At 66.4% G+C, this 26035-nt stretch carries 24 protein-coding genes; 14 read left to right on the forward strand and 10 right to left on the reverse strand.

Going from position 1 to position 26035, the window contains the following annotated elements; genetic code table 11:
- The first annotated feature begins 16 nt into the window (after nucleotides 1–16).
- Together meaB and HL666_RS07215 are read left to right on the forward strand one after the other, a co-directional pair.
- Complete coding sequence (gene meaB, locus HL666_RS07210; RefSeq protein WP_172180607.1) at nucleotides 17–1006, forward strand: methylmalonyl Co-A mutase-associated GTPase MeaB; 990 nt, start codon at nucleotides 17–19, stop codon at nucleotides 1004–1006.
- Nucleotides 1003–1659, forward strand: a complete 657-nt coding sequence (locus HL666_RS07215) for a pyroglutamyl-peptidase I (RefSeq protein ID WP_172180609.1) — start codon at nucleotides 1003–1005, stop codon at nucleotides 1657–1659. The genes meaB and HL666_RS07215 overlap by 4 nt, the downstream gene beginning before the upstream one ends.
- 43 nt (nucleotides 1660–1702) lie before the next feature.
- Here HL666_RS07215 and HL666_RS07220 read toward each other — a convergent pair whose 3' ends face one another.
- Nucleotides 1703–1990, reverse strand: a complete 288-nt coding sequence (locus tag HL666_RS07220; RefSeq protein WP_172112175.1) for a GlsB/YeaQ/YmgE family stress response membrane protein — start codon at nucleotides 1988–1990, stop codon at nucleotides 1703–1705.
- 227 nt (nucleotides 1991–2217) lie between these two features.
- On the opposite strand from HL666_RS07220, the gene HL666_RS07225 reads away from it, so the two are divergent.
- Entirely contained in the window at nucleotides 2218–3594 is a 1377-nt protein-coding gene (locus HL666_RS07225) for a TIGR03808 family TAT-translocated repetitive protein (RefSeq protein WP_172180611.1), read from the forward strand.
- Between the two features lie 13 nt (nucleotides 3595–3607).
- Here HL666_RS07225 and HL666_RS07230 read toward each other — a convergent pair whose 3' ends face one another.
- From HL666_RS07230 to HL666_RS07255, 6 genes are all read right to left on the reverse strand, one after another.
- Nucleotides 3608–4474 carry a DMT family transporter gene (locus HL666_RS07230; protein ID WP_172180613.1) on the reverse strand — a complete coding sequence of 289 codons (867 nt, stop codon included), beginning with the start codon at nucleotides 4472–4474 and terminating at the stop codon, nucleotides 3608–3610.
- A 70-nt stretch (nucleotides 4475–4544) separates the two neighbouring features.
- Nucleotides 4545–5141: a TetR/AcrR family transcriptional regulator gene (locus tag HL666_RS07235; protein ID WP_172180615.1), complete on the reverse strand. Its 597-nt coding sequence runs from the start codon at nucleotides 5139–5141 to the stop codon at nucleotides 4545–4547.
- Nucleotides 5142–5282: 141 nt separating this feature from the next.
- Nucleotides 5283–5906 (reverse strand): TIGR03809 family protein, encoded by a 624-nt coding sequence (locus tag HL666_RS07240; RefSeq protein WP_172180617.1) that lies wholly within the window; start codon nucleotides 5904–5906, stop codon nucleotides 5283–5285.
- Between the two features lie 486 nt (nucleotides 5907–6392).
- Complete coding sequence (locus HL666_RS07245) at nucleotides 6393–8066, reverse strand: S8 family serine peptidase (RefSeq protein WP_172180619.1); 1674 nt, start codon at nucleotides 8064–8066, stop codon at nucleotides 6393–6395.
- Between the two features lie 27 nt (nucleotides 8067–8093).
- Nucleotides 8094–8942 (reverse strand): hypothetical protein, encoded by an 849-nt coding sequence (locus HL666_RS07250; RefSeq protein WP_172112105.1) that lies wholly within the window; start codon nucleotides 8940–8942, stop codon nucleotides 8094–8096.
- A complete protein-coding gene (locus HL666_RS07255) occupies nucleotides 8939–9508 on the reverse strand; it encodes a sigma-70 family RNA polymerase sigma factor (protein WP_008961196.1) in 570 nt (189 codons plus the stop codon). The genes HL666_RS07250 and HL666_RS07255 overlap by 4 nt, the downstream gene beginning before the upstream one ends.
- Before the next feature lie 315 nt (nucleotides 9509–9823).
- On the opposite strand from HL666_RS07255, the gene HL666_RS07260 reads away from it, so the two are divergent.
- The gene (locus HL666_RS07260) at nucleotides 9824–10972 is read left to right on the forward strand and encodes a GGDEF domain-containing protein (RefSeq protein ID WP_172112104.1); all 1149 of its coding nucleotides are present in this window, start codon (nucleotides 9824–9826) and stop codon (nucleotides 10970–10972) included.
- A gap of 11 nt (nucleotides 10973–10983) precedes the next feature.
- Nucleotides 10984–12093 carry a DUF2336 domain-containing protein gene (locus HL666_RS07265; RefSeq protein ID WP_172180621.1) on the forward strand — a complete coding sequence of 370 codons (1110 nt, stop codon included), beginning with the start codon at nucleotides 10984–10986 and terminating at the stop codon, nucleotides 12091–12093.
- 17 nt (nucleotides 12094–12110) lie between these two features.
- On the opposite strand, the gene HL666_RS07270 is transcribed toward HL666_RS07265, so the two are convergent.
- The gene (locus tag HL666_RS07270; RefSeq protein WP_172112102.1) at nucleotides 12111–12749 is read right to left on the reverse strand and encodes an NrsF family protein; all 639 of its coding nucleotides are present in this window, start codon (nucleotides 12747–12749) and stop codon (nucleotides 12111–12113) included.
- Between the two features lie 2 nt (nucleotides 12750–12751).
- Complete coding sequence (locus tag HL666_RS07275; protein WP_172112101.1) at nucleotides 12752–13297, reverse strand: sigma-70 family RNA polymerase sigma factor; 546 nt, start codon at nucleotides 13295–13297, stop codon at nucleotides 12752–12754.
- Nucleotides 13298–13632: 335 nt separating this feature from the next.
- On the opposite strand from HL666_RS07275, the gene HL666_RS07280 reads away from it, so the two are divergent.
- From HL666_RS07280 to HL666_RS07295, 4 genes are all read left to right on the forward strand, one after another.
- Entirely contained in the window at nucleotides 13633–14007 is a 375-nt protein-coding gene (locus tag HL666_RS07280) for a hypothetical protein (protein WP_172112173.1), read from the forward strand.
- Nucleotides 14008–14081: 74 nt separating this feature from the next.
- Nucleotides 14082–14861, forward strand: coding sequence for an enoyl-CoA hydratase (locus HL666_RS07285; RefSeq protein WP_172112100.1), 780 nt, complete (start codon nucleotides 14082–14084; stop codon nucleotides 14859–14861).
- Between the two features lie 318 nt (nucleotides 14862–15179).
- The gene (locus HL666_RS07290; protein WP_172112099.1) at nucleotides 15180–16598 is read left to right on the forward strand and encodes a TolC family outer membrane protein; all 1419 of its coding nucleotides are present in this window, start codon (nucleotides 15180–15182) and stop codon (nucleotides 16596–16598) included.
- Between the two features lie 461 nt (nucleotides 16599–17059).
- A complete protein-coding gene (locus HL666_RS07295) occupies nucleotides 17060–18019 on the forward strand; it encodes an amidohydrolase family protein (protein WP_172131071.1) in 960 nt (319 codons plus the stop codon).
- Nucleotides 18020–18607: 588 nt separating this feature from the next.
- On the opposite strand, the gene HL666_RS07300 is transcribed toward HL666_RS07295, so the two are convergent.
- A complete protein-coding gene (locus HL666_RS07300) occupies nucleotides 18608–19687 on the reverse strand; it encodes an AI-2E family transporter (RefSeq protein ID WP_172112097.1) in 1080 nt (359 codons plus the stop codon).
- Between the two features lie 1270 nt (nucleotides 19688–20957).
- Between HL666_RS07300 and HL666_RS07305 the strand changes: the two genes are divergently transcribed.
- The 5 genes from HL666_RS07305 (at nucleotide 20958) to HL666_RS07325 (ending at nucleotide 26008) form a co-directional block, all read left to right on the forward strand.
- On the forward strand, nucleotides 20958–22133 hold the full coding sequence (locus tag HL666_RS07305) for a transporter substrate-binding domain-containing protein (protein WP_172180623.1): 1176 nt from the start codon (nucleotides 20958–20960) through the stop codon (nucleotides 22131–22133).
- 14 nt (nucleotides 22134–22147) lie between these two features.
- Nucleotides 22148–22771: an ANTAR domain-containing response regulator gene (locus HL666_RS07310; protein ID WP_172131072.1), complete on the forward strand. Its 624-nt coding sequence runs from the start codon at nucleotides 22148–22150 to the stop codon at nucleotides 22769–22771.
- 240 nt (nucleotides 22772–23011) lie between these two features.
- Complete coding sequence (locus HL666_RS07315) at nucleotides 23012–23887, forward strand: nitrilase family protein (protein ID WP_283814778.1); 876 nt, start codon at nucleotides 23012–23014, stop codon at nucleotides 23885–23887.
- Nucleotides 23888–23934: 47 nt separating this feature from the next.
- Complete coding sequence (locus HL666_RS07320; RefSeq protein WP_172180627.1) at nucleotides 23935–25095, forward strand: substrate-binding protein; 1161 nt, start codon at nucleotides 23935–23937, stop codon at nucleotides 25093–25095.
- Nucleotides 25096–25171: 76 nt separating this feature from the next.
- Complete coding sequence (locus HL666_RS07325) at nucleotides 25172–26008, forward strand: branched-chain amino acid ABC transporter permease (RefSeq protein WP_172180629.1); 837 nt, start codon at nucleotides 25172–25174, stop codon at nucleotides 26006–26008.
- Nucleotides 26009–26035 lie beyond the last annotated feature (27 nt).

Raw genomic sequence — 26035 nt, forward strand, 5'->3', positions numbered from 1 at the left:
CCGCTATAACGGGCGCATGTCCTCTCGTTCTCCTTCGCCAAATACCGCGGCCTTGACCGACGATATCAGCGCCGGCAGCCGCGCGGCGCTGGCGCGCGCGATCACGCTGGTCGAGAGCCGCCGCGCCGACCATCAGGCCGCCGCGCGCGAGCTCGTGCAGGTGCTGCTGCCGCGGACCGGAAACGCAGTCCGCGTCGGCATCACCGGCTCGCCGGGCGTCGGCAAGTCGACCACCATCGACGCGCTCGGCATGTACCTGATCGAGCAGAGCCACAAAGTCGCTGTGCTCGCGGTGGATCCCTCCTCGGCCCGCACTGGAGGTTCCATCCTCGGCGACAAGACTCGGATGGCGCGGCTGTCGCATGACACCAACGCCTTCATCCGCCCCTCGCCTTCCTCCGGCACGCTCGGCGGCGTCGCCGCCAAGACGCGGGAGGCGATGCTGCTGTGCGAAGCCGCCGGCTTCGACGTGATCCTGGTCGAGACCGTGGGCATCGGCCAGTCAGAGACCGCCGTCTGCGACATGACCGATTTCTTCCTTGCGCTTATGCTGCCCGGCGGCGGCGACGAATTGCAGGGCATCAAGAAGGGCCTGGTCGAGCTCGCCGACATGATCGCGATCAACAAGGCCGACGGTGACAACATCAAGCGCGCCAACATCACCGCCGCCGACTATCGCGGAGCGCTGCATCTCCTCAGCCCGCGCTCCGAGCACTGGCATCCGCCGGTCGTGACCTATTCTGCGATATCAGGCACGGGCATCGCCGAGTTGTGGCAGAAGGTGCTCGACCATCGCAGGGCGATGATCGCCTCGGGCGAGTTCGCCGCACGCCGCCGCGACCAGCAGGTGAAATGGATGTGGACGATGCTGGAGCAGCATCTGATGGCCCGGCTGCGCACCGATCCCTCCATCCGCACGAAAGTGAAGAAGCTCGAGACCGACGTCGCCGAGGGCCGCGTCGCGCCGGCGCTCGCCGCCGAGCAACTCGCGGAGATGCTGACATGAGCGAGCGGCCGCGCATCCTGATCACCGGATTCGGCCCGTTTCCCGGCGCGCCGTCCAATCCGACCATGCCGCTGGTGAAGCGGTTGTCTGAGCTGCGGCGGCCAGCGCTGGATGACGTCGGCATCAGCAGCCACATTTTTCACGTGACCTATGCGACCGTGGATCGCGAGCTGCCCGCGCTGATCGCCGAGCGGCGCCCGCATGCGCTGATGATGTTCGGCCTCGCCGGGCGAACGTCCTATCTGCGGATCGAGACGCGCGCCCGCAACGCGATCACCACGACCTTCCCGGATGCCGACCGCCACGTCGCGCGCAAGGGCGTGATCGTCCCGGGTGCACATCCGATGCCGTTCGGGCCGCACATGGCGCGGCTGCTGCGCGCGGCGCGCGCCACCGGCATCGATGCGCGAGCTTCGCGCGATGCCGGCAGCTATCTCTGCAATTATCTGAGCTGGCGCGCGATCGAGGCGACCAAGGCCGCCGAAGGGCCGCGGCTCGCCGCCTTCATCCACATTCCTCCCTTGCCGCGTGCCGGCACGGCGTTGCCGCACGGCAGTTCGCGCATCACGCTGGAGGGGCTCGTCGATGCCGGCGAAGCGATGCTGACGGAGCTGGTCAAGCTCGTGCGACAGGCGTCCTGTCGCACGAGCTGACGCGCCGCTGGTGGTATGTCCGCTGACGGGTCAGCGCGGGATATCAGACGCTCCAGCGGCGTCGACCGCCGAATCCGCCGCCGATCAGGCGCAGGATGAGCAGCAGGACCACGGCGCCGATGAAGGCGTTGACAATCGCGGCGACCAATCCGACACCCAGATGAAGGCCGAGCTGCGGCAACAGCCAGTTGCCGATGAAGGCGCCGAGGAGGCCGACGATCAGGTCGCCGATCAGGCCGAAGCCGCCACCTTCCATGACGCGGCCCGCGAGCCAGCCCGCGACGATGCCGACGAACAGAATAACCAGTAGACTCTCATTTGACAGATGCATGACCTTCTCCTCGCCGATCCATTGCGGGAACAATGTGCGCGAGTCCCATTGGTTCCCTCGGGAGAGGCTCACCGGTTCGACGGGCAACCCACGCCGGCGGCAATCTGACGTGAAGATTTAACCCTACCGCCAACAATCCAGGGCGCAGGCGCTCATCCTAAGCATCAGCATTGAGGCTTTCAGCTTAAGTCGTGGCCGCACATCATCTTTTGCGTGAGACGCTGACCATGGATGTCAATCGCCGCCGCATTTTGGCTGGATCGGCTGCCGGCGCCGCCGGGGCATTGGCCCTGCCGGCGGATGCCGCACAGGCCGCCCCCTTGATCTCCACACTCGGCCGCGATGCCACACAGTATGGCGTCAAGCCCAACAGTCCCGACGACCAGACCCGCGCGCTGCAGCGTGCGATCGACGAGGCCGCCCGCGCGCAGGCGCCGCTGGCGCTGCCGCCAGGCACCTACCGCACCTCGATGCTGCGCCTTGCCAAGGGCAGTCAGCTGGTCGGCGTGCGCGGCGCCACCAAGCTCGTTTTCACCGGCGGCGGGCCGTCCCTGCTCTCAGCAGAAGGCGCGGACGGTCTGGGTGTATCAGGCGTCTCGCTCGACGGCGGCCGTGTCGCCCTGCCCCAGCGCCGCGGTCTGCTCCATGTTGCCGCCGGCAACGATGTCAGGATCGTCGATTGCGAGATCACCCGCTCCGGCGGCAGTGGCCTCTGGCTCGAGCAGGTCTCCGGCGACGTCAGCGGCAACGTCCTCACCGATATCGCGGTCACGGCGATCGTGTCGTTCGATGCGCTCGGGCTGATCGTGTCGCGCAACACCATCACGGGCACGCGCGACAACGGCATCGAGATCCTGCGCACCGCGATCGGCGACGACGGCACGATGGTGCTCGACAACAGAATCGAGGACATCAAGGCCGGCCCCGGCGGCTCCGGCCAGTACGGCAACGCCATCAACGCCTTTCGCGCCGGCAACGTCATCGTCAGAGGCAACCGCATCAGGAATTGCGACTACTCGGCGGTGCGCGGTAATTCGGCCTCGAACATCCAGATCACAGGCAACAGCGTGACCGACGTCCGCGAGGTCGCGCTGTATTCGGAGTTCTCCTTCGAGGGCGCGGTCATCAGCGGCAACACGGTCGACGGCGCCGCCTTCGGCGTGTCCGTCTGCAACTTCAACGAAGGCGGCCGCATCGCCGTGGTCCACGGCAACATCATCCGGAACCTGATTCCGAAGCGCCCGATCGGCACCGCGCCCGATGACGACGCCGGCATCGGCATCTATGTCGAGGCGGACTCGGCCGTGACCGGCAACGTGGTCGAGAACGCGCCATCCTACGGCATCGTCGCCGGCTGGGGCCGCTATCTCCGCGACGTCGTGATTTCCGGCAATGTCATCCGCAACGTGCTGGCGGGCGTCGGCGTGTCCGTCGTCCCGGGCGCGGGCGCCGCCCTCATCAGCAACAACATGATCTCGGGCACGCCCGGTGGCGCCGTGATCGGGCTCGATCACATCAAGCCGGTCACCTCAGACCTGACCCAGGACGGCGCGCAGCGATTTGCGCAGCTCCTGGTCAGCGGCAACGCCGTGCGTCGAAGCTGAGCCTGCCCTCCGCTCAGGCGCGCATTGGTCGAAGGCCGGGCCTGACTTGCGTCAGGGCGACGCCGATGATTGCGAGCAGCCCACCCGCAATCAACTGGGGGGTCACGAGGTCGTCAAGGAACAGAACGCTCGAGCCGACGGCAAACACTGGAAGCAACAGGCCAAAGGGCGCCACGCGGCTCATCGAGCAGCGCTCTATCAACCAGAACCAAAGTCCGAACCCGACAATTCCTCCAATGAATATCGTGTAGGCGAGCGCCAGCCAGCCGCGCCCATCCGCTGCGACAAGGCTGCCCAATTGCCCATGTTCGACGACCAACGACATCAGCATCACCTGCGGCACCGTGAGCAGCGACGACCATCCCGTCAGCATCAGAGGGTCAAAAGGGCCGTGGCGCTTGGTCAGCACATTGGACACTGCGAATGCGAAGGCTGCTCCAACCACCAGCAGCAGCGGAAGCACGTTGGCCGACAGCCCCGGCCCTGCGGCCAACACGACCACGCCGACGAAGGCAAGCACGACTCCAGCGGACGTGGTGAGAGACGGCCTCTCCGCGAGCAGCGGCCAGGCCAGCAGCACGGTGAAGGGCGTCGCGAGTTGATACGCAACGGCCGACATGCTGCCCGAGCCGAGCCCGAGGCCGACATAGAACAGCCCGAAATTCAGTCCGCCGAGAAAGAGGGAAATCGCCGCGATATGACCGAGCTGTCGACGTGTGGGCGTCTTGACGAAGGGGACGAGCAGCAGCGCGATCGCCAGAAAGCGAAGCGCGAGAAAGAACAGCGGCGGAAACTCCGTCACGCCGACCTTGATGACCACGAACTGATACCCCCAGAGCAAGGGAACGGCTACGGCGCAGACGATCTGAATGGCAGACATGGAATTCTTCCTTTCAAGACCAATCGGTCCAGATATCGACGCACTCATTGCCGAGGCCACAATCTGTGATCTAGCTGATGAAACGGTCGATTAGCGCGTCGACGGTGGCTTGCGATGTGGTGGGTGTCGGACCCGGCTTCGCAACCACGCGCAGCCCCTCGACGAAACAGACTAGGATGCGAGCGGCGCTTGAAGGCTCGACCCCATTGGCCAGCCTGCCCGCCGCCTTCGCCCGGGACAATGCATCCGCCACCTTGATTTCCATGGCTTTGAAAAAGCCTGCGATGCGTCGGCCAACTTCGGCATCCTGGCCGGCAAGCTCCATGGCCGTGGCGACCAGCAGGCAGCCGCGCCGGCCATTGGTGCCGCGCGTGCGTTCGACGTAGCCGGTCAGGTAGGCCCGCAGGCCGTCGACGGGGTCTCTGCCGGGGGCGAGCTCGCTCTCCATCCGTGTCAGGGCATCGGCGATGTAGCGATCGAGTGCGAGCAGGAACAGCGAGTGCTTGTCACCGAAAGCGGCGTAAAGGCTGCCACGCGACAGCTTCGTCGCCCGAAGCAGATCAGGCAGCGACGTGGCGTGATAGCCACGCGACCAGAACACACCCATGGCCCGTTCGACGGCAGTGTCCACGGCGAAACTTCGCGGGCGGCCACGTTGCAACTGCATCGGGGGTCGGCGGCTCATGGACGATATATAGACCGATCGGTCCTTAAATCGCAAGCAGCTTCTGCGCTACGAACTCGCCGGAGATGAATGGTGCGCCATCAAGCAGCACCGCAGAACACGACGGCGTCCGAGGTCCGTTGCCTAGAACGCAACCGCCAGCGCCGGATAGCGGCGCTCGATGGCATCGAGATCGACCGCCGGCTCGTCATATTCCGCGTCGGCCTCGATGCCGATGCTCAAGGCCTGCTCGAGCGCTGATAGATCGATGCGCTGCGCAGCACCGAGGGGCTCCAGTGCGATGTCCTCTTCGACCACATAGTCGGGCTCGATGACGTCGTCGGGCTCGATGTCATCCCCTGCCAGCTCGATCTCGGGCTCGACGACGATCTCGGACTCCGCAAGGATGGTCTCGAGCGAGCGCGGCAGCTCGATCGGGCGATGCTCGATGAGCCGGTGCTCGGCGGGATGGTCCTGGATGAGACGGAGCTCGATCGGCTCCGGCGCCGCGAGGCGCAGCGGAGCTGGCGGCGCCGCCACCATCGGCACCGGCCTCTGGCTCGGCACGATGCTCACCTGCTCGGGCTCGACGCGGGATAGCGCCTGCCAAGTCTGGACCGCAGCCTTGGCGTGCCGGAGGTCGTCCAGGAACGATTGCTCGGTGTAGTATCGGCGCCAGCGGCCGCTATCGAACAGCTCGGTGAGATGATCGAGGCGCCGTTCGGCAAGCGCGCACCAGCGCGCGGCCAGTTCGCGGCTGCAAGCCACGTCCGGTCGATGTGTCATAGATAAGCCCGTGAAAAAGGGGGACGGACGCACTCGGCACGAATCAACGCAACGTGACGTGAATATTTTGTGGAAAAGGTTAACAAAGTCTAGCTAACGCCATGTTCTTTGGCGGCCAAACCGTAGTCGTGCGGAAATTTCGTCCGCGTTCGATCGAGCCGTGGCCGCATCCGACAACGCAGGCTTGATCGCTCAGCTGATCCAGCAACCCGGGCGTGCAGCGCTGCCAGTCAACGACACGGGCGGTCGGACGCCGCTGCGCGAGCGCATCGCTTGAAAATGAAAGAGCCGTCCGGGGGGACAACCGGACGGCTCGAGCCATATGGGCGCTTGGGGTGGATGGGCGCTCGCGCCGTATATAGCCTTGGGGAGGGGATCACCGCTCCCACATACCTTCTGTCGTGATCGCCCGAACACACGTTCAAAATGAAGGTAGGAATTTTCAGGCATTCACGAAAACGTTGACGTCTATTGCTGCGCCGGCCGAACGCCGCCTTCGGCCGGAGAGTCCCCGGTTGCCATCGCTGCGGCGGAGGCCGGGCGGAGCTCGCGCACGGGCGCTGCGTGCTGCTCCTCATCCCGCGGCAGTCCGGCCGCGGGCGCCGCCGAGACCGTTGGCCCGTCCTGGGGCGACGCCACGGCCTGGACCGCAGCCAACGCATCCGCCTGCCCTGCCCCATACAGCTCGTCCTGTCCGGGCGCGCCGAGATCGCGCGCGGTCCTGGTCAGCACCGTGCGCACCGTCTCCGGCTTCAGCGCGGGGTTGCGCTCCAGCACCAGCGCTGCGAGGCCGCTGACATAGGCCGCCGAGAACGACGTGCCTGAAATGATCTGATACTTGCCGTCCGGCGCCGGCAGGAAGATGTCGGCGCCGGGGGCCGCAAGCGCGACGTAGTTGCCGCGGTTCGACGCCGGCAGCAGCTGATCCCTGGTGTCGGTCGCACTGACGGCGATGACGTTCGGATTGGCGGCTGGATAGAGCGGCGGCGATTTCGCGCCGGCATTGCCGGCCGCGGCGATCATCACGACGTCCTTCGCCGCGACGGCCGCGATCGCCCGCTCGATCACCGCATCCTTCGGACCGGCGAAGCTCATATTGACGATCTGCGCGCCGTGCAGCGCCGCGTAGTCCAGCGCCTTGAGGATGACATAGGAGCTGCTCTCCGGGCCGCCGCCCTTCTTGGCCACGCCGAACGCGCGGATCGCGATGATCCGCGCATAGGGCGCGCTGCCCATCAGCCGCTTGTGCGACACGATCACGCCGGCGATGCCGGTGCCATGGACATGCGGCATTTCATCTCCGCCGAGCGCGTCGAACGCATCGAAGGCGGCGTCGGCGAATTCCGGATGCTTGAGGTCTACTCCGGAATCGATCACGGCGATGGTGACGTTCGAGCCCTGGGCCAGCCTGTGCGCCTCGGGCAGCCGCAGCTTCGTCAGCGCATATTGCGCCGGATCGCCTTCGGCGGGCGGCGCGCTCTGCTGCAGCGTGTAGCGATAGTTCGGCTGCACCGAACGGACGCTGCGATCGGCGGCAAGACGGCGGCTGACCGCCGCGATCGAGCTTCGGTCGGTGATCCGGAACAGCCCGACGGTGGCGCCGATCAGGGGAAAGCTCTGCGAGCTGATGCGCTGCAGGCCGTGACGGCGCGCCAGCGCGTCGGCCTGGTCCGGCGAGAGATTGCCGTCGAGCTCGGCGACCAGCTCGCCGGCAATGATGTTGAGGCCTGCGGCCGCCGTGGCCTGAGGCGCGCGGCGCTGCGCGGCCTTGACGGATTTCGGCTTGCCCGACCGTCCGCCGTTCGACGTCTCCCTGTCAGGGCCGCCATCGGCTGTCTGAGGCGGCCGCCTCAGACATTCACCCGACGCGCTGCGGTCGGGCGGGCTGCAGGATGTCTGCAGGTTCGGCGAGAAGCGCGCAGTCGGCAGCGCCGGCCGCAGGCCGATGCCGGAGCCGGGCCCCGGCGTGCGCATGGCCGCGCCCGGATTGAGGGTCGGTACGCGGCTCGGCATGTTGATGGTGGGGGAGCGCATCATCGCCTGCGCCGACGCGCTGATGGCTCCGCTCACGAGAGCGAGGGCCACGGCAGCGCTCAGTGCGGCGGGACGACGTGCGGAACGCAGCAACGCGCTGAACGACATGGAGCCTCCGATGGACGCCTCGGACGGCTATTGAGCAGCCACCGCAAGGTTGACGATCTTCTCCCGCGCAAGGCGGCCGATCAGCCCATCGGCGTCGGCCTTCGACAGCGGCTGGCCGCCGAGCTGCAACTTGAACAGCCCGCCCTTGGCGCCCTCGACGATCGAGGCCTGGTAGCTGTCGAGCAGCGCGGTGATATCGGCCATCCGCGCATCCGGCGCGAACCGCACAAGCGCATAGACGGGCGCCGTCGAACCGGCGACCTGCGGTCCGAGGCCGCGGATCAGCGGCGCAGCCGGTGCCGGGGCCTCGGCCATGCGCGACGACGCCATGCGCTCGGGCGCCCGCTCGACCGGAGCCGGGGCCGCGGCGCTGGGCGGCGGCGGAGCCGGCATCGGCTTGCTCGCAGGCTCGGGAGCGGCACTCTTGTCCTGGAGAACCGAAGCGGTCTGGTAGGTCGCAATCTGCGAGCGCATCAGCACGGTGCCGATGATGCCGGCCTGCGCTACGACGAGCAGCGCGCCCAGGCTCACGGTCCACACCAGCGTGCGCGGCGACAGGCTCTCGAAGAACGCCATGACGCGCGCGCCGACGCCGGGCGCTGCCTTGGGCGCCTGCTCCGGCTCGGCCTCGATCGCGGCGAACAGCTTTTGCATCGCACGCATCGACGGCGCGCCGAGACTTTCGTTCAGCGCGATGGTCTCGGCATATTCCTTCTGGATTTCCGCATATTGCCGGGCGAGATCCGCGTCCTGCGCCAGCGCCTCCTCGACGCGCCGCATGTCGCGCGCATTGAGCGTGCCGGCGGCGTACCACGGCAACAGCAACTCGACGTCACCGGGCTCTTGCTCCAGCATCTTCTTGCTCAAAGCCATCATGGCCAGCCTCTTTCAATGCCGGCCGCCTTCAGGAGTTCGGCCAATTTCTTGCGCGCATAGAACAGGCGCGTCTTGACGGTATTTTCCGGAATTCCGACGATCTCGGCCACCTCCTCCACGGACTTCTCGTGGTAGTAGACGAGATCGACGATCTCCCGGTGATCAGGCGAAAGCGCCGTCAGGCACTTGCGCAGGGCTTCGCCGGTATTCTTCTTCTGGACCGCCACCTCCGGATCGTCGGACGTGTCCTCGATCGCGTTGGCAGCTTCGTCCTCCAGCTCAACGTCCTTGCGGCGCCGAAGTGCCGAGAGGGCCTTGAACCGCGTGATGGCCAGCAGCCAGGTGGAGACGGCAGAACGGCCCTCGAACTTGCCGGCCTGACGCCACACGTCGAGAAAGACCTCACTGATGAGATCCTCCGCGACCTGTTCGTCCCGCACGAGCCGGAGCCCGAAGCGGTACACCCTGACATGATGCCGTCCGTACAGCACCTGCATGGCGAGCCGGTCGCCTTGAGCGATCCGGGCAATCAGGGTTTCATCTGACGCCGCTGCTGTCACGCTCAATGGCCGTCTCGCAAAGTTGGTCTGGAGGAACGAGCTTGCGGTTCGAATACAACCGCAAAATTCTTGAAAATACCGGAAAGATACGTCCCCACGTGTGAGCTGGCGCACAGACACGCGAATTTTGCTGCACCGCTCGGGGCGATCGCGCCCTGCCGGTTCCCGGCTGCCATGCTACGCCCTACCCTCACCAACTGCCCCCAAAGCCGTGAACTCCCTGTCGCGGCACGACACCGGCGCGACCGTCGTCCCAGTTCCATAGATACCAAAGCTAAAGGCTTTCCCACGTAGATTTTTCGACGATCGATCAGCGAACAGATGGGCATTATGGCACCACCAGTTTCGATACCGCTCGTTGGCGAGACGGGTGGCTCGAAGTCGTCCCCGTCGGGCGACCTGCGCGTGCGCCGGGCCGGCCGCCGCCGCCAGATGCTGGCCCTGATCGCCGGTTGCTACCTGATCGACGCCGTCATCCTGCTGATTTACGCCCAGGCCGGAACCGTGCCGGTCACGATCGCGCCATCTTATGCCGCGATCGGCATTCTCACCGTCGCGCTGTGGACCGCCTTGTCGGAGAGCGGTTTCAACGACCGCTTCCGCGATCACTATCTCGTGGTGCCGCAATCGCTGGTCAGCATGATGGTGACGGTGGCCTTCTGCTACATCGCGCCTGAAGTCAGCATCCTGTTCCTGTGCACGCTGTACATCGTCGTCGCCTTCGCCTCGCTGCGCGCCACCCCGCGGCAGAGCGCGATCTGCTGGACGTTCCTGGCGCTCGGGCTCGCCGCCTTGTTCCTGCTCACCGACAAGCCGCTCGGCATGCCGCATGACAGCGGGTTGGAGCGGCTCGCGACGCTGCTGGTGTTCCTGCTGACGATCGCCGGCTGCATGTTCCTCGGAATCTTCTCCAGCGCGCTGCGCGAGACGCTGTATCAGCGCGGCCTGAAGCTGACGGAGGCCTATCGCCGCATCGAGGAGCTCGCCGAGCTCGACGAGCTCACCGGCGCGCTGAACCGGCGCTCCATCATGCACGTGCTGGACGAGGAGATGGCGCGATCGCGCCAGGCCGGCAAGCCGTGCTCGGTCGTGCTGATCGACCTCGACTGGTTCAAGCGCATCAACGACAGCCATGGTCATCCGACCGGCGACGACGTGCTGCGCACCTTCGCCATCACGATGTTCGCCAACATTCGCGGCAGCGACCGCTTCGGCCGCTATGGCGGCGAGGAATTCCTGCTGGTGCTGCCCGGCGCGCCGGCGGAGCCCGCGGCGCGGCTCGCCGAGCGCCTGCGCCGGATCGTCGCCGAGCTCGAATGGAGCGCGTTCTCGACCGGCCTGCAGGTCACGTTCTCGGCCGGCGTCGCGACCGCGCGTGGCGACGAAACCGCCGATTCGCTGCTCGCCCGGGCCGATCGCGCGCTCTATGACTCCAAGGCGCAGGGACGCAACCGCGTCACCAGCGCCTGAGCGATCCCAAGATGTCCGCGAAACCCGCCCGCAAACAAGGCCTGCTGGAGGAGCTGGAGGACACCCTCGCGCACGGCACCGTGGCGCGCCGGGTCGAGACCCTGCGCAAGGTGACCGACCTGTTCGTCGACGGCGCAGCCGACTTTGCCGACGACCAGGTCGCGCTGTTCGACGACGTGTTCGAATGCCTGATCGACCATATCGAGGTCTCGGCCCGTGCCCTGCTCGCGCGACGGCTCGCGCCGCTCGCGTCGGCGCCGCCGCGAACGCTGCACCGGCTGGCCGACGACGACGCCATCGAGGTCGCCGGTCCCGTGCTGTCGAAATCCGAGCGGCTCGACGACGCGGCCCTGATCCGGACCGCGGAGACGAAGAGCCAGGCACACCTGCTGGCGATCTCGATCCGCCGCGTGCTCAGCCGCGCCGTCACCGACATTCTGCTCCGGCGCGGCAATGACGAGGTCGTTCACAGCACCGTCAGCAATCCCGGCGCCGACCTGTCGGACAGCAGCTACGACACGCTGCTCGACCGCGCCGCGCTGGACGAGAACCTCGCCGCATGCCTCGCGATGCGGCCCAATCTGCCCCGCCACCACTATCTGAAGCTCGTCGCCAAGGCCTCGGCCACGGTGCGCGCACGGCTGGAAGCGGCCAATCCCAAGCTGGCGCAGGAGGTCTCGTCCGCGGTGCGGACCGCAGGCCGGCGCGCGCGATCGAGCGCCGTGGCGCTCACCAGCCAGACCGAGATCGCCCATGCCCTGGTGCGCTCGCTGCATGCCGATGGCCGGCTCGACGACCGTCTCGTCGTGCAGTTCACCGAGCAGCGCAAGTTCGACGAGGCCAATGCGGCGGTCGCCGCCCTGGCCAACGTTCCGGTCGCGATTGCCGAGAGCATCATGATCGAAAGCCGCGCCGAGGGCGTGATGATCCTCGCCAAGGTCGCAGGCCTGTCATGGCCGGCGGTCGAGTCGATCATCCGGATGCGCGACGAGCTGGCTGGCTCCGCGCCGACCGACCTGATCGCCTGCAAGGCGACCTATGCGCAGCTGCGGCGCTCCACGGCGCAGCAGGTGCTGCGCTTTCATCGCGTGCAGGACACCGCGACCGCGCCGCAGGCCTGATCGATCCTGCCGTCACCTCAGTAGCGCAGCACGCGTGCCCCGATGGCGGCGCCGAGCCCGGCGACGATCAGCGCTGCGGCCGTATACCAGGTGGCGACGAACAGGGGTGAGTCGTCGTTGCAGTGCGCGGCGTAGAGCGTGGCCGCAACGCCCGCCGAGACCAGTCCGGCAATGGCGCCCGCAACCGCCGGGCGCGCCGGCGCGCCGTGGCGCAGCCCGAACAGCGCGGCCGCCAGGACCGGCAGCGACAGCGCGGGAATCGCGGCCATGCACAGCATCGAATTATGCCCCATCAGTCGCGTCATCATCGGCTCCCGCTGCGGCAGCATCATCTCGGCGGCGATGCCGCCGATCAGAACCACGATCGGCGCGATCAGCAGCCAGCTCCAGCCATGCAGCGACGCTTCGGGCCGCGACAGATGCAGGCTGAGGATCAACGCCGGGATCGCCAGCGCCGTGGTGACGATGAACTTCAGGTCGAAGAACGGATTTCGGACCGCGATCCAGATGTCCGGCCGGACGCCGAGGCCGACCAGCAGCATCGCTGTCGACACCGGCGTCGCCGCCATCAGCGCCAACGCCATGACGATGCCGACGGGCTGCGCGCGCTGCCCGTTGTCTGCGGCCAAAGTGCGGATGAGCTGATCGGTGTCCATGATCAATTGTCCCGTAGCTTGGCCGTGAGGGTTGAGAGCGCCCGGTGCAGCGCCACCCGCACCGCGCCCTCGCTCATTGAAAATTTCTGTGCCGTCTGCTTGATCGAGGCGGCCTCGACCGCGATCGACTGCAGCACGTCGCGCTGGCGCTGGGGCAGCGTCTTCAGCTGCGCCTCGACCTCGCCGGCGGAAACGCTCGGCGCCGGCGGCTCGTCGGCCAGCGTCTCCGAGAAATCGTCGATGTCGACGAACACCCGCCGGCCGCGCCGGCGCAGCATGTCGATCAGCTTGTTGCGCGCGATCGCAAACAGCCAGGGCGCGAACGGCGCGCTCGTGTCCCAGGTGTGCCGCTTCAGATGAACCGCCAACAGAATTTCCTGCACGATGTCCTCGGCCTGATCGGGGGGCTGACCGGCGCGCGACAGCCCGCGCCGTGATGCTGCGCGCAACACCGGCGTGATCGCCTTCAGCAGACGATGATAGGCTTCGTCGTCTCCGGCGACGGCCTGGCGCATCCAGGCTGTCCACTCGTCGTCACGCTCGCGCACCTACGCTCCCACCCCGATAGTTCGCCTCGGCCTGGAGTTTGTTACGTCACGGGGCCCGGTGATCACAAATTCGTGATCAATCGTTTAGCCTCCGAACGATCCGAGTTGCGCCACACGGAGAGCACGCAACCGGGCAAATCTCGGAACCGCTCCATAGCACTGAATCGGTCCGCGCAGGATCGGTTTGTGAGCCGTGCCGCAGAGGCCGTCGACCCGGTTCGACGCCGCCTCGCTTTTGCCGTGAGCGGCAGGAAGATACCCATTTTCTGCCCCGTTCTCGACATCTGTCGGGGTCCAACTCCGTCATGGGCTGGCAGGATGGGGAGAAGGCCAATATGACGATCCAAGCCAGTGGACGTTCAGCAGTCATCATCGCCGCCGCGTTCGTCCTGAGCCTCGCCGGCACTGGATTGGTGCGCGCGGCCGAAACGCAGACCTACAGTCCCTTCCTGCCGGTGGGGTCGGACAGCGCGCCCGCCGCCAAGCAGGACGTGTTCCCGGCGCCGCAGGCCGAGGCACAGGCGCAGCCGCAACCGGCCGACCCCGCAGCAGGCGATTCGGAGCAGACCGAGCCCACGACCGTGAACATGGTCACCGTCAGCAATGACGACGGCTCCGGCTGGGACAAGGCTTCGATCATCGGCAAGATCTTCATCGCCTGCGGCACCCTGCTCACCTTGGGCTCGGCGGCGCGGATGTTCATGATCTGAGGCGCTGCGGCTACTTGATGCGCACCCCTGCAGCGGGCAGATTGCCCGCTGTTTGATTTTGCGGGGGTCGAATCATGAGCGTTTACGAGCACATCATCGTCGAGGGCAAAGGCGCGGTCGGTGTCATCACCTTGAACCGGCCGAAGATGCTCAACGCGCTGTCGTTCGGCGTCTTCCGCGAGCTCGCCGCGGCGATCGACGATCTCGAGGCGGACGACGCCATCGGCTGCATCGTCATCACCGGCAGCGAGAAGGCGTTCGCCGCGGGCGCCGACATCAAGGAGATGCAGCCCAAGAGCTTCATCGACATGTTCTCGAGCGACTTCACCGCGATCGGCGGCGACCGCGTCGCGCGCTGCCGCAAGCCGACGATCGCCGCCGTGTCCGGCTATGCGCTCGGCGGCGGCTGCGAGCTGGCGATGATGTGCGACTTCATCATCTGCTCCGACACCGCCAGGTTCGGCCAGCCCGAGATCACGCTCGGCACCATTCCGGGCATCGGCGGCACGCAGCGTCTGACCCGCGCGATCGGCAAGGCCAAGGCGATGGACCTCTGTCTCACCGGCCGGATGATGGATGCGGCGGAGGCCGAGCGCGCCGGCTTGGTCAGCCGCATCGTGCCGGCCGACAAGCTGATGGAAGAGACCATGGCCGCGGCCGAGAAGATCGCCGCGATGTCGCGTCCCGCCGCAGCGATGGCCAAGGAGGCGGTCAACCGCGCCTTCGAAACCCCGCTCTCCGAAGGCATGAACGTCGAGCGCAACCTCTTCCACGCGACCTTTGCGCTGGAGGACCGCGCCGAGGGCATGGCCGCGTTCATCGAGAAGCGCAAGCCGGTGAACAAGAACCGGTGAGTTGGACGCGCACAGTCCAGGTATTGCTCTGAAGCCGTTCGAGCGCGGGGCAAGGCGGACCGAGCCAGCCGTGAGACCAAGCGAATAGCTCGCAAGTGACTGAGTTGATTCGCGGCGCACGCCTGCGCCCCCTCTCCGCTCACGCACCCGCCTACCGCGCGGTCATGCCGCAGCACCGCGGCGTTTGGTCTGTGGCGGGACCGCCACAACAATCCATGGAAAAGCCTGCGGGATTCCACATCCGCGGTTTGTGTGTGGCCGCCCTCCGGCTTAAACAGGTAAACGACTGGTTAAGACAGTGGGACGCGGCGGAGTCGGATGGTGGGTCGAGCCAAGGAAATTGGCATCGGCAGCGTGCGTGCACGACGGGGTGGCCTCGGGCTGATTCTCGCCGTCAGCTTTGCTGCCGTCTGCTCGCCGGTGCACGCCGAGGATCTCGCGGCAGCGCTGGCGAAAGCCTATCAGACCAATCCCGCGCTCAACGCCGAACGTGCCCGGCAGCGCGCCACCGACGAGAACGTGCCGCAGGCGCTTGCCGGCTACCGCCCGCAGCTCATCGCCAGCCTCGGCGCCGGCCTGCAGGCCGTCCGCAATCTCCTGCCCGCCAACACCGTCCAGACCGCGACCCTGAAGCCGTGGACCATCGGCGTGACCGTGACGCAGACGCTGTTCAACGGCTTCCGCACCGCCAATAGCGTGCGCGTGGCCGAGTTGCAGGTGCAGTCCGGCCGCGAGGCGCTGCGCAATGTCGGCCAGGGCATCCTGCTCGACGCCGTCACCGCCTACACCAACGTGCTCGCCAACCAGTCGCTGGTCGAGGCGCAGCGCTCCAACGTCGCCTTCCTGCGCGAGACCCTGTCGGTGACGCAGCGCCGCCTCAACGCCGGCGACGTCACGCCGACCGATGCGGCCCAGGCCGAAGCGCGGCTGTCGCGCGGGCTGTCCGATCTCAACGCCGCCGAGGTCAACCTCGCCATCAGCCAGGCCACCTATGCACAGGTCATCGGCATGGCTCCGGGTCAGCTTCGCACCGCTGATCCCATCGATCGCCTGCTGCCGCGCTCGCGCGAAGACGCGATCGCGCTTGCCAACAGGGAAAATCCGGCCGTGGCGGCGGCAAGCTTCGACGTCGACGTCGCCTCGACCGCGATCAAGGTCGCCGAGGGCGCGCTGCTGCCGAGCGTGACGCTGCAGGGCAGTGTCAGCCGCAGCCGCGATTCGGATCAGACGCTCGGCACCTTCGGCACCGACCAGGCTTCGATCGTCGGCAGCGTCACCGCGCCGATCTATGACGGCGGCACCGCGGCGTCGCAGACCCGGCAATCCAAGGAGCTTGCGGCGCAGAGCCGGCTCGTGCTCGACCAGGTCCGCAATCAGGCCCGCACCGCCGTGGTCAGCGCCTGGGTCGCCAATGAGGGCGCCAAGGTCGCCGTCAGCGCCTCCGAGTCCGAGGTGAAGGCAGCCACCGTCGCGCTGCAAGGCGTCTCGCGCGAGGCGCAGGGCGGCCAGCGCACCACGGTCGACGTCCTCAACTCGCAATCCGACCTGATCCAGGCCAAGGCCCGGCTGATCGGCGCCCAGCGCGACCGCGTCATCGCTTCCTACACCTTGCTCAGCGCCGTCGGCCGGCTCGACGTCAAGAACCTCAATCTGAACACGCCGGACTACCTGCCCGAGGTTCACTACCATCAGGTCCGCGACGCCTGGCACGGCCTGCGCACACCGTCGGGGCAGTAGGCACGGTGGGCCGGCGTGAAGGCCGGATTCGGCCGAGACGATCAGGATAACGCGGGCAAAGCGTTTACTCGCCGTGTAGATGCTCTCTCTCTGTCAGCTCGTGCGCCTATCTCGCCACACACTCCGCGCTCACCCTCCCCTGGAGGGGGAGGGTCGCTCGAGCGCGAAGCGGTCGAGCGGGGTGGGGTGATCTCTCCTCGGGCACAGGCGCTCGTGGAGAGATCACCCCACCCCGCCTCACGTTTCGCTTCGCTCCTCGTGAGGCGACCCTCCCCCTCCAGGGGAGGGTGGCACCGTCTCCTTGGTTGCTCGCCCGGAGTCAGAGGCATGGTTTGGATCAACGGCAGCGCGAGCCGTTCGGCTGTTCGCTCTTGCCCCCTGCCCCGCGCCGGTTCACGCTCATCCCACGACACCACGCGCGTCACGCTCAACGCACGCGCGGCATCCGGGGAAGGACCACCATGTTGACCCGCCGCAGCCTGCTGCTGGCCTCGCTCGCCGCCGGAGTGACGATGACGACAGCCCGCGCCAACCCCTCGCAGCCCGCCACCCCGGTCGACTTCGACGTGCCCGCCGATGCCTGCGACTGCCACACCCACATCCACGGCGATCCCGACAAGTTCCCGTTTGCGGCGACCCGCGTCTACACGCCCGAGCCGGCCTCGCCCGAGGAGATGGCCGCCCTGCACAAGGCGCTGCACATCAAGCGCGTGGTCATCGTGACGCCGAGCGTCTACGGCACCGACAATTCCGCGACCCTGTTCGGCATGAAGGCCAGAGGCAACGACGCCCGCGGCGTCGCCGTGATCGACGACAAGACCACCGAAGCGCAGCTCGATCAGATGAATGCCGACGGCTTCCGCGGCATCCGCCTCAATCTCGCGACCGGCGGCATCAACGATCCCAATGTCGGCCGCGCCCGCTTCGAGGCCGCCGTCGAGCGCATGAAGGCGCGCGGCTGGCACGTCCAGCTCTACACGACGCCTTCGATGATCGCCGCGATCAAGGACCTCGTGATGCAATCGCCAGTGCCCGCCGTGTTCGATCATTTCGGCGGCGCGCAGGCCGAGCTCGGCCTCGAGCAGCCCGGCTTCTCCGACCTCGTCGAACTCGTCCGCAGCGGCAAGGCCTACGTGAAAATCTCCGGCGCCTACCGCGCCTCGACGAAGGGACCGGACTACACGGATGTCATTCCGTTTGCGCAAGCGCTGATCGCCGCCAACCCCGACCGCGTCGTCTGGGGCACCGACTGGCCGCATCCGGACTCTTCGCCCCATCCCGAGCTGAAGGTGACCGACGTCAGGCCGTTCTATCCGATCGACGACGGCCGCCTGATGAACCAGCTGCCGGTCTGGGCACCGGACGCCGCGATCCGGAAGAAGATCCTGGTCGACAACCCGGCAAGGCTGTACGTGTTTTGAGCCGAGACCGCGGCCTCAATCCCCGTCATTGCGAGGAGCGAAGCGACGAAGCAATCCAGTTTTGTGGACGGGACTCTGGATTGCTTCCGCCGCCGCCCTTGGGGCTATGGCGGACACGTCGCTCCGCTCGCAATGACGGTTTGGCAAGCAGCCCGCGCCACTCTCCGCCGTCATCGTCCGCGAAGGCGGACGATCCAGTACGCCGGGACGGTCGTGATCATACCGATACGCCGAGGCGTACTGGATGCCCGCCTACGCGGGCATGATACCGAGTTTTTGCCGCGCACGCTTTGCCGTAGCCCGCATGAGCGCAGTGACATGCGGGTTGTCACGTGCTGTGCCGGAGAACCCAGGGGCGCTTAGTTCGCCCGGGCTACGCACCTTTCGTCATTCCGGGGCGCGCGTAGCGCGAGCCCGGAATCCATAGCCACAACTGTCGCGATCGAAGCGCGATGGATGTGGCCAAAACTCGTACAACGGTCACCATTCGTGGTTATGGATTCCGGGCTCAGCCGCTCACGCGGCTGCCCGGAATGACGACCGTTTGCTTGACAACGAGCTTGGCTCACGAAAGCGGATTACGCTGCGCTAATCCGCCCGACGCGTCACGTCAGCGACCGCGCGATCTTCGTGCCGCACTGCCGTGAACATCTCCCACACCGCGATGAACATCGCCGCGATGACCGGGCCGATGATGAAGCCATTCAATCCGAACACCTCGATGCCTCCCAAGGTCGAGATCAGCACCACATAGTCCGGCATCTTGGTATCCTGTCCGACCAGGATCGGGCGCAGCAGATTGTCGACGAGGCCGATCACCAGCGCGCCATAGGCGATCAGGATCACGCCGTGCCAGATCGAGCCGGTGGCCAGCAGATAGAGCGCGACCGGAAACCACACGATGCCCGCGCCCACCGCGGGGAGCAGCGACATGAACGCCATCACCACCGCCCACAGCAGCGGCGCGGTGATACCGAGGAACCAGAAGATCAGTCCGCCCAGCGCGCCCTGCGCCAGGGCGACGACCAGATTGCCCTTCACCGTCGCGCGGATGACGATGATGAATTTCGAAAGCAGCGCGTCGCGTTGCTCGTCGCGCAGCGGGATGGCGTCGGCGATCCGTCGCGACAAGGGCAGCTCATCGCGTAGCAGGAAGAACAGCAGATACAGCATCAAAAACAGGCTGACGAAGAACTCGAACGTGCCCTGCCCGATGTTCAGCGCCTGGCCTGCGATCACCTGGCTGCCTCGCAACAGCAGCGCCGACAGCCGGTCCTTCAGCCCAGCCAGGCTGCCGAGGCCGAAGCGGTTCAGCAGATCGACGATCCAACTGGGCAGCGCGTCCAGCATCTTCTGGAAATACTGGGTGACGTCCAACTGGCCGCCCTGCACCTGCCCGTACACGCCGGCCGCCTGTTGCGCCAGCGCCGCTGCGATCAGCGAGAATGGAATGATGATGATCAGAATGACCAGCAGCACGACGGTGGCCGCCGCCAGCCCGTCACGACCGTGCATTGACTGCGACACCCGGCGGTGCAGCGGCGCGAACACGATCGCGCCGACCACGCCCCACAGCAGCGCGCCATAGAACGGCAGCAGGATCCAGCCGAGCGCGAGCGTGATCACGGCGAGCAGGAACAGCAGGACTCGGTCTTCGAAACTGCGCATATCAATCTTTCGTCTGGCGGCGACGTCCGGTCACGCGCCCATGTTTCAGGGAGACTCGTGAGCCGGACATCGCTGCATTCATTACCGTCAACGCGCGAATGCGCCAATCGGGCTCCAACCTCGTCGCGGGATCAAGCGACCCAGCGGGAGATATCCACGATCGGCGCGCAGCTCATATCACCCTCGGCATGGGGACACACGCCGCCTCCCCATCGTCATTCCGGGGCGCGCGCAGCGCGAGCCCGGCATCCATAACCACGACCGTCCAAGAGGAAGCGAGCTGCACGTGGCCCGATCCCGCCGGCAACGGCAGTTCGGGAGTATGGCTTCCGGGCTCAGCCGCTGTGCGGCTGCCCCGGAATGACGGCGGAACACGAGGTAAAGCCTTGCACTAGATTGGCCCAGGGACTGCACGGCGAGCAAAACAACATCAAGGAGGCGCGCTCCTCGCCGCGGTCATTCCGGGGCGCGCGCAGCGCGAGCCCGGAATCCATAGCCACGACTGTCCGAGAGGGAGCGAGCTGCGCGTGGCAGCCGCTTCGCCCCGCACTGCAGTTCGTGAGTATGGATTCCGGGCTCAGCCGCTGCGCGGCTGCCCGGAATGACGGCTGAGCAAGTGGCATGGAGTGCGCCAAAAGACTGATTTTACCAGCGCTGACAACAACAAAGCCCGTTTCAAGAGCCCCCGCGAAAAATAAACCACTTCCGAAAATCAGCAAATCATGCCTATAACATCTGCGTTCCGGTCCGGATGAGGGGCGTACGCGTCGTCACGACACGTTGGGCCGGCAATGCGGTGGACGTGAGGGCATCGGCGCGCATCATGTGCGGACGAGCGATGCGCTGACGTACGTGAAGTCGCGTGGTCCTGGCCTCCCGGTGCTGAGGTCAAGGCTTGCGGAGGTCCGACGAGCTCCGCGGCCGACGGGGTCAATCAGCCGGTCCCCGAGGAGAGCGCGTATAAGCGTGAAGCCCACCGCGCAGGGAATGCCGGGATGTCTCGGCTGACCTGTGGTGACTGCCGCCTGCTTTTTTCTTGCAGGCGGGCCATGGGTGCGGCCAGCGCCCGGCATTCCCTGCGCCCTCATCATCGTCGAGGGCCCAAACACCGCATGATCCGGACGCGCTCTGCGTCGCGGCGATGCTGCGGCTCGTCTGACACCTGGAACCTGACCTGCCGATTCGCCCCCGTTGCCAACCGCGCGCCGAGTGGCAATAGTCCGCGCTTTCCGAGCCGGCCCCGCCGGCCCGTCGACCTGGAGGCATGATGATGACGACGAGACCGGCCGCAAAATCATCCGTCAAGGATGTCTGGCGTGTCGGCGTGCTGTTCTCGCGCAGCGGCCTGATGCAGGTCACGGAGTCCGAGCACTTCTTCGGCACGGCACTCGCGATCCAGGAGATCAACACCGCCGGCGGCGTGCTCGGCCGCGAGATCGAGGTCATCGCCTATGATCCGGGCTCGCAGCCGGAAACCTTCCGCAAGCTCGCCGATCGCCTGCTGACCGAGGATGGCGCCTCCGTGATCTTCGGCTGCTCGACCTCCGCGGAGCGCAAGGCGGTGCTGCCGGCGATCGAGCGCCGCAACGGCCTGCTCTGGTATCCCTCGCTCTACGAAGGTTTCGAATACTCCGCGAACGTGATCTACACCGGGCCGGCGCCGAACCAGAACGCGTTCCAGCTCGCCGAATACATCGTGCGCAAGCACGGCCCGCGCGTCTACCTGATCGGCTCCGACTACATCTACCCGCGCGAATCCAACCGCATCATGCGCGACCTCGTCGAGTCCTATTCCGGCCGCGTCGTCGGCGAGCAATATGTGACGATGGAGGCGACCGACGCCGAGTTGACGCGCGGTCTCGATGCCATCCGGGACGCCGCCCCCGACGTCGTATTCTCGACCATCGTCGGCCGCACCGCGCAGCGCTTCTATCGGATGTATACGCAGGCCGGTTTCGACCCGAAGCGGCTGCCGATCGCCAGCCTCACCATGGCCGAGGGCGAGGTTCGCGCCATCGGCGCCGAGCACTGCGTCGGCCACCTGACTGCCGCAAGCTATTTCGGCACCTTGGCGCGCGACAGCAATGATCGCTTCAAGGCGGCCTTCGCGGCGACGTTCGGCGCGGAGACGCCGGTCAGCATGTGGAGCGCGTCGGCCTACGCGCAGATCAAGCTGTTCGCGCGGGCGCTCGAACAGGCCGGCAGCCTCGATACGCAGAAGCTGGTGGAGGCCGCGCTCGGCCTCAGCCTCGAAGCGCCGGAGGGACCGATCCGGATCGATCCCGACAACAACCACGTCTGGACCACGCCGCGCATCGGCCGCGTCCGCGCCGATGGCCAGTTCGACATCGTCTGGGAGAGCAAGAGCCCGATCAAGCCCGACCCGTATCTTTCGGTCTCGCCGATCGGCGGCCGCTGGCTCAGCGAAGAGGCGCTGTCAGCATGAGGCCGGATGACCGCATGAAACCCGGCGTGCGCCGCCTGATCGAGGAGCTGCGCGGCGCCCGCGTGCTGGTGATCCATCCGCGCGACGCCGAAGGCGATGCGCTGATCGATCAACTCAAGCGCATCGGCTGCAACGTGCGCGGCGTCTGGCCGCCACCCGCCGCGATCCCGCACGACATCGACACGGTGTTCCAGCTGATCGAGACCTCCGAGGAGATGATCTTTCCCGAAGGCACCAGCGAGCATCCGCTTACCTTCATCGCCATTGTCGACTACGAGAATCCGACGATCCTCAAGCGCCTGCTCGACAGCAATGCGCATGGCGTCGTCAACAAGCCGATCCGCTCGTTCGGCATCCTCTCCTCGCTGGTGCTGGCGCGCTCGCTGCGCGGCTATACGCGCCGTCTCGAAGGCAAGGTGCAGAAGCTCGAGGAGACGTTGAAGGCGCGGCGCGACGTCGACAAGGCGGTGAAGATCCTGATGGGGTTGAAGCAGGTCGGCGAGGTCGAGGCCTATGAGCTGATCCGCGCGCAGGCGACGCAGAAGCGCGTCGCCATGGCCGACATCGCGATCTCGATCATCAACGCACAGGAGACATTGGGCGGACTGGGGGTGCTCGATGCGCCGGCCTCGCGCTGAAGCTGTGGCTACGCGCCCACACGTTGGGCAGCGGCGGCCTCAAATTTTTGCAAGCGACGGCGTTGACTTCGCTTCGCGCATTTGAGTTACTTGAAACCGTTGCGGACATCGGATGTCCGCCAATGGCCGGTCGGCCATTTCACATCAGGCTATGCAGCCCTCGTATTGCGCCGCAAGGCGCAGTCGGGGGCTTTTTGTTTGGCGCGCGCGACCCTCGCGAACGCAACGGAGACTCGTGCCTTGACGACGGATGACGACAGCAAACTGCGGATCGCCTGCATCCAGATGCAGCCGATGGTCGGCGAGTTGGCCACCAACCTCGCCCACAGCCTCGACCTGATCCAACAGGCGGTGGCGCAAGGCGCCAAGCTCGTGGTGCTCCCCGAGCTCGCCTCCTCCGGCTACGTGTTCAAATCCCGCGAGGAGGCCTTCGCCGCCTCCGAGACCATTCCCGGCGGCCCCGCGGTGACCGCGTGGAGCGAGATCGCAGCGAAGCACGGCCTGCATCTCGTCGCCGGCATCTGCGAGCGCGAGGGCGACCGGCTCTACAATAGCGCGGTGCTGATCGGCCCGAAGGGCTACATCGGCACGTTCCGCAAGGTGCATCTGTGGAACGAGGAGAACCTGTATTTCGAGCCCGGCAATCTCGGCTTCCCCGTCTACCACACCGAGATCGGCCGCATCGGCATGGCGATCTGCTACGACGGCTGGTTCCCGGAGAGCTACCGCCTCAACGCGCTGCAGGGCGCCGACATCGTCTGCGTGCCGACCAACTGGGTTCCGATCCCCGGCCAGGCGCCGGGACGCGAGGCGATGGCCAACATCCTGGCGATGGCGGCCGCCCATTCCAACTCCATCTTCATCGCCTGCGCCGATCGCGTCGGCGTCGAGCGCGGCCAGCCGTTCGAGGGCCAGAGCCTGATCGTCAGCTACACCGGCTGGCCAGTCGCCGGCCCCGCGAGCCGCGACAAGGAGGAGATCGTGATCGCCGACGTGGCGCTCGGCGAGGCCCGCCGCGCCCGCAACTGGAACGCCTTCAACCAGGTCCTGCGCGACCGCCGCTCCGACGTCTACGACGAGATGCTCGGCAGCGACGTCAAGCGCGGCTGGTACTGACATCTTCACAACGGTTTCCATTTTCGACCATTCACGGAGGACAATCGATGAACTCACGTTTGCTGACCACCTCGCTGGCGCTCGCCCTCGCGGCGACGACGCTCTCGCCTGCCTTTGCCGCCGATCCGATCAAGATCGGCGTCCCCGTCGGCCTGTCCGGCGCCAACTCCGTCGTCGCCCCGTCGGTGGTCCAATCCGCCGAGCTCGCGGTCGAGGAAATCAACGCGAAGGGCGGCGTGCTCGGCCGCAAGCTCGAGCTCGAGGTCGCCGATGACGCCTCGGGCGCCGCCGGCGCCCAGAAGGCGTTCGACGCCCTGATCTTCCAGAAGAAGGTCAACGTGCTGATCTCCATGGAGACCAGCGCGGCCCGCAATGCCGGCCTGCCGATCGTCGCCCGCGGCAAGACGCCCTACATCTACACCTCGTTCTACGAGGGCAAGTCCTGCAGCCCCTATCTCTATGTCAACGCCTGGGTGCCGGACCAGCAGGTGCCGCCGATCGTCGACTATTTCAACAAAGAGAAGAAGGCGAAGAACTACTTCTTGATCGGCTCCGACTACGCCTTCGGCCGCGGCATGCTCGCGTTCACGAAGATGTACATCGAGAAGACCGGTGGCAAAGTCGTCGGCGAGGAATATTTGCCGATGGACGGCTCCGACTGGACCTCGATCATCTCCAAGCTCAAGGCGTCCGGCGCCGACGCGCTGATTACCTCCACCGCAGGCGGCGCGCCGAACGTCACCCTGACCAAGCAGCTGCGCGCCGCCGGTGTAAGCCTGCCCTATGGCAACCTCGCCGTCGACGAGGGTACCGCCAAGGGCATGGGCGCGGATGCCGCCGGCATCTATCTGTCCGCCTCCTATGTCACCGGCATCGATACGCCGGCCAACAAGACCTTCCTGGCCTCGATGGCCAAGAAGTTCGGCGCCGAGTTGAAGACCCCGAACGATCTCTCGGTCCCGCAATATGAGGCCGTCTACGCCTACAAGGCTGCAGTCGAGAAGGCCGGCAGCACCGACCAGGACAAGGTGCTGAAGGCGCTCGCCGAGGTCTCGGTCGATGGTCCGCGCGGCACGATCAAGATGGATAAGCAGCGCCACGCGCCGCTGACGATGTATCTCGGCCAGGTCCAGCCCGACGGCAGCGTCAAGGTCATCCAGAGCTTCAAGGACGTCGATCCCGGCGCGCAGTGCCCGGGCAAATCCTGACCAATTAGATCCTGATCGCGTATGATCCCGCGGGGCGGACGACAGCCCGCCCCGCTTCTCTCAAGTGGAAGTCACCATGCTGACCGTCGCCCTCGATGCCGTCACGACGGCCGCCATGCTCTTCATCATCGCCGCCGGTCTGCTGATCGTGTTCGGCGTGATGAAGATCATCAATTTCGCGCACGCCGCCTTCCTGACCGTCGGCGCCTATGCCGCGCTGGTCGGCGCCCACCTGAACCTGCCTTGGTTCCTTGTTCTGCCGCTAGCTTTCGTCGCCGGCGCTCTCTGTGGCGGCGTCACGGAGATCGTGATCGTCCGCCGTCTCTACAAGCGCCCGCTCGATGCGATCCTCGCCACCTGGGGCCTCGGCATCGTGCTGGGACAGCTGATCACGCTGATGTTCGGCCGCGAAGTCCAGTTCGTGCAGGCGCCGATTTCAGGCACGGTGCACCTGTTCGGCGCCGACTATTCAGCGTATCGGCTCGTGATGATCGTCGCAGCGGTCATTCTCGGTTTGCTCTTCACCGGCCTGCTCAATGGCACACGGCTGGGTCTGTCGACCAAGGCCGTGATCATGAACGAGATGCTGGCGCAAGGCCTCGGCGTCGACTCTTCGCGCGTCCGTCTCATCACATTCGCACTTGGCAGCGGACTGGCGGCGTTGTCCGGTGCGCTGATCACGCCTCTGTCGAGCGTCGATCCGAACATGGGCGTACCCTGGCTGATCGGCGCCTTCATGCTGGTCATGGTGTCCGGCGGATCGCTGCTCGCGCTGGCCGGCTCCTGCGCCGTGCTGGGGACGTTGCAAGTGCTGGTCTCGACCTTCGTCAATCCCATTCTCGGTGGGCTCACGATTGCGATCTGCGCCGCCATCGTGCTGCGGATCCGGCCGGAGGGTTTTGCCCGTGCCTGATGCGCGTCCCCTCGCCTCTTCCACGAC

Source organism: Bradyrhizobium aeschynomenes (genome assembly GCF_013178945.1).
Classification (GTDB): domain Bacteria; phylum Pseudomonadota; class Alphaproteobacteria; order Rhizobiales; family Xanthobacteraceae; genus Bradyrhizobium; species Bradyrhizobium aeschynomenes.

Excerpts from the sequence above, each read along its gene's own strand:
- HL666_RS07260 (WP_172112104.1), top strand. The coding sequence starts at position 9,824 with ATGGGCATTATGGCACCACCAGTTTCGATACCGCTCGTTGGCGAGACG.
- HL666_RS07250 (WP_172112105.1), bottom strand. The coding sequence starts at position 8,942 with ATGATGGCTTTGAGCAAGAAGATGCTGGAGCAAGAGCCCGGTGACGTC.
- HL666_RS07320 (WP_172180627.1), top strand. The coding sequence starts at position 23,935 with ATGAACTCACGTTTGCTGACCACCTCGCTGGCGCTCGCCCTCGCGGCG.
- meaB (WP_172180607.1), top strand. The coding sequence starts at position 17 with ATGTCCTCTCGTTCTCCTTCGCCAAATACCGCGGCCTTGACCGACGAT.
- HL666_RS07230 (WP_172180613.1), bottom strand. The coding sequence starts at position 4,474 with ATGTCTGCCATTCAGATCGTCTGCGCCGTAGCCGTTCCCTTGCTCTGG.
- HL666_RS07215 (WP_172180609.1), top strand. The coding sequence starts at position 1,003 with ATGAGCGAGCGGCCGCGCATCCTGATCACCGGATTCGGCCCGTTTCCC.
- HL666_RS07225 (WP_172180611.1), top strand. The coding sequence starts at position 2,218 with ATGGATGTCAATCGCCGCCGCATTTTGGCTGGATCGGCTGCCGGCGCC.
- HL666_RS07220 (WP_172112175.1), bottom strand. The coding sequence starts at position 1,990 with ATGCATCTGTCAAATGAGAGTCTACTGGTTATTCTGTTCGTCGGCATC.
- HL666_RS07310 (WP_172131072.1), top strand. The coding sequence starts at position 22,148 with ATGAAACCCGGCGTGCGCCGCCTGATCGAGGAGCTGCGCGGCGCCCGC.
- HL666_RS07280 (WP_172112173.1), top strand. The coding sequence starts at position 13,633 with ATGACGATCCAAGCCAGTGGACGTTCAGCAGTCATCATCGCCGCCGCG.
- HL666_RS07285 (WP_172112100.1), top strand. The coding sequence starts at position 14,082 with ATGAGCGTTTACGAGCACATCATCGTCGAGGGCAAAGGCGCGGTCGGT.
- HL666_RS07290 (WP_172112099.1), top strand. The coding sequence starts at position 15,180 with ATGGTGGGTCGAGCCAAGGAAATTGGCATCGGCAGCGTGCGTGCACGA.
- HL666_RS07325 (WP_172180629.1), top strand. The coding sequence starts at position 25,172 with ATGCTGACCGTCGCCCTCGATGCCGTCACGACGGCCGCCATGCTCTTC.
- HL666_RS07270 (WP_172112102.1), bottom strand. The coding sequence starts at position 12,749 with ATGGACACCGATCAGCTCATCCGCACTTTGGCCGCAGACAACGGGCAG.
- HL666_RS07265 (WP_172180621.1), top strand. The coding sequence starts at position 10,984 with ATGTCCGCGAAACCCGCCCGCAAACAAGGCCTGCTGGAGGAGCTGGAG.
- HL666_RS07300 (WP_172112097.1), bottom strand. The coding sequence starts at position 19,687 with ATGCGCAGTTTCGAAGACCGAGTCCTGCTGTTCCTGCTCGCCGTGATC.
- HL666_RS07245 (WP_172180619.1), bottom strand. The coding sequence starts at position 8,066 with ATGTCGTTCAGCGCGTTGCTGCGTTCCGCACGTCGTCCCGCCGCACTG.
- HL666_RS07295 (WP_172131071.1), top strand. The coding sequence starts at position 17,060 with ATGTTGACCCGCCGCAGCCTGCTGCTGGCCTCGCTCGCCGCCGGAGTG.
- HL666_RS07305 (WP_172180623.1), top strand. The coding sequence starts at position 20,958 with ATGACGACGAGACCGGCCGCAAAATCATCCGTCAAGGATGTCTGGCGT.
- HL666_RS07235 (WP_172180615.1), bottom strand. The coding sequence starts at position 5,141 with ATGCAGTTGCAACGTGGCCGCCCGCGAAGTTTCGCCGTGGACACTGCC.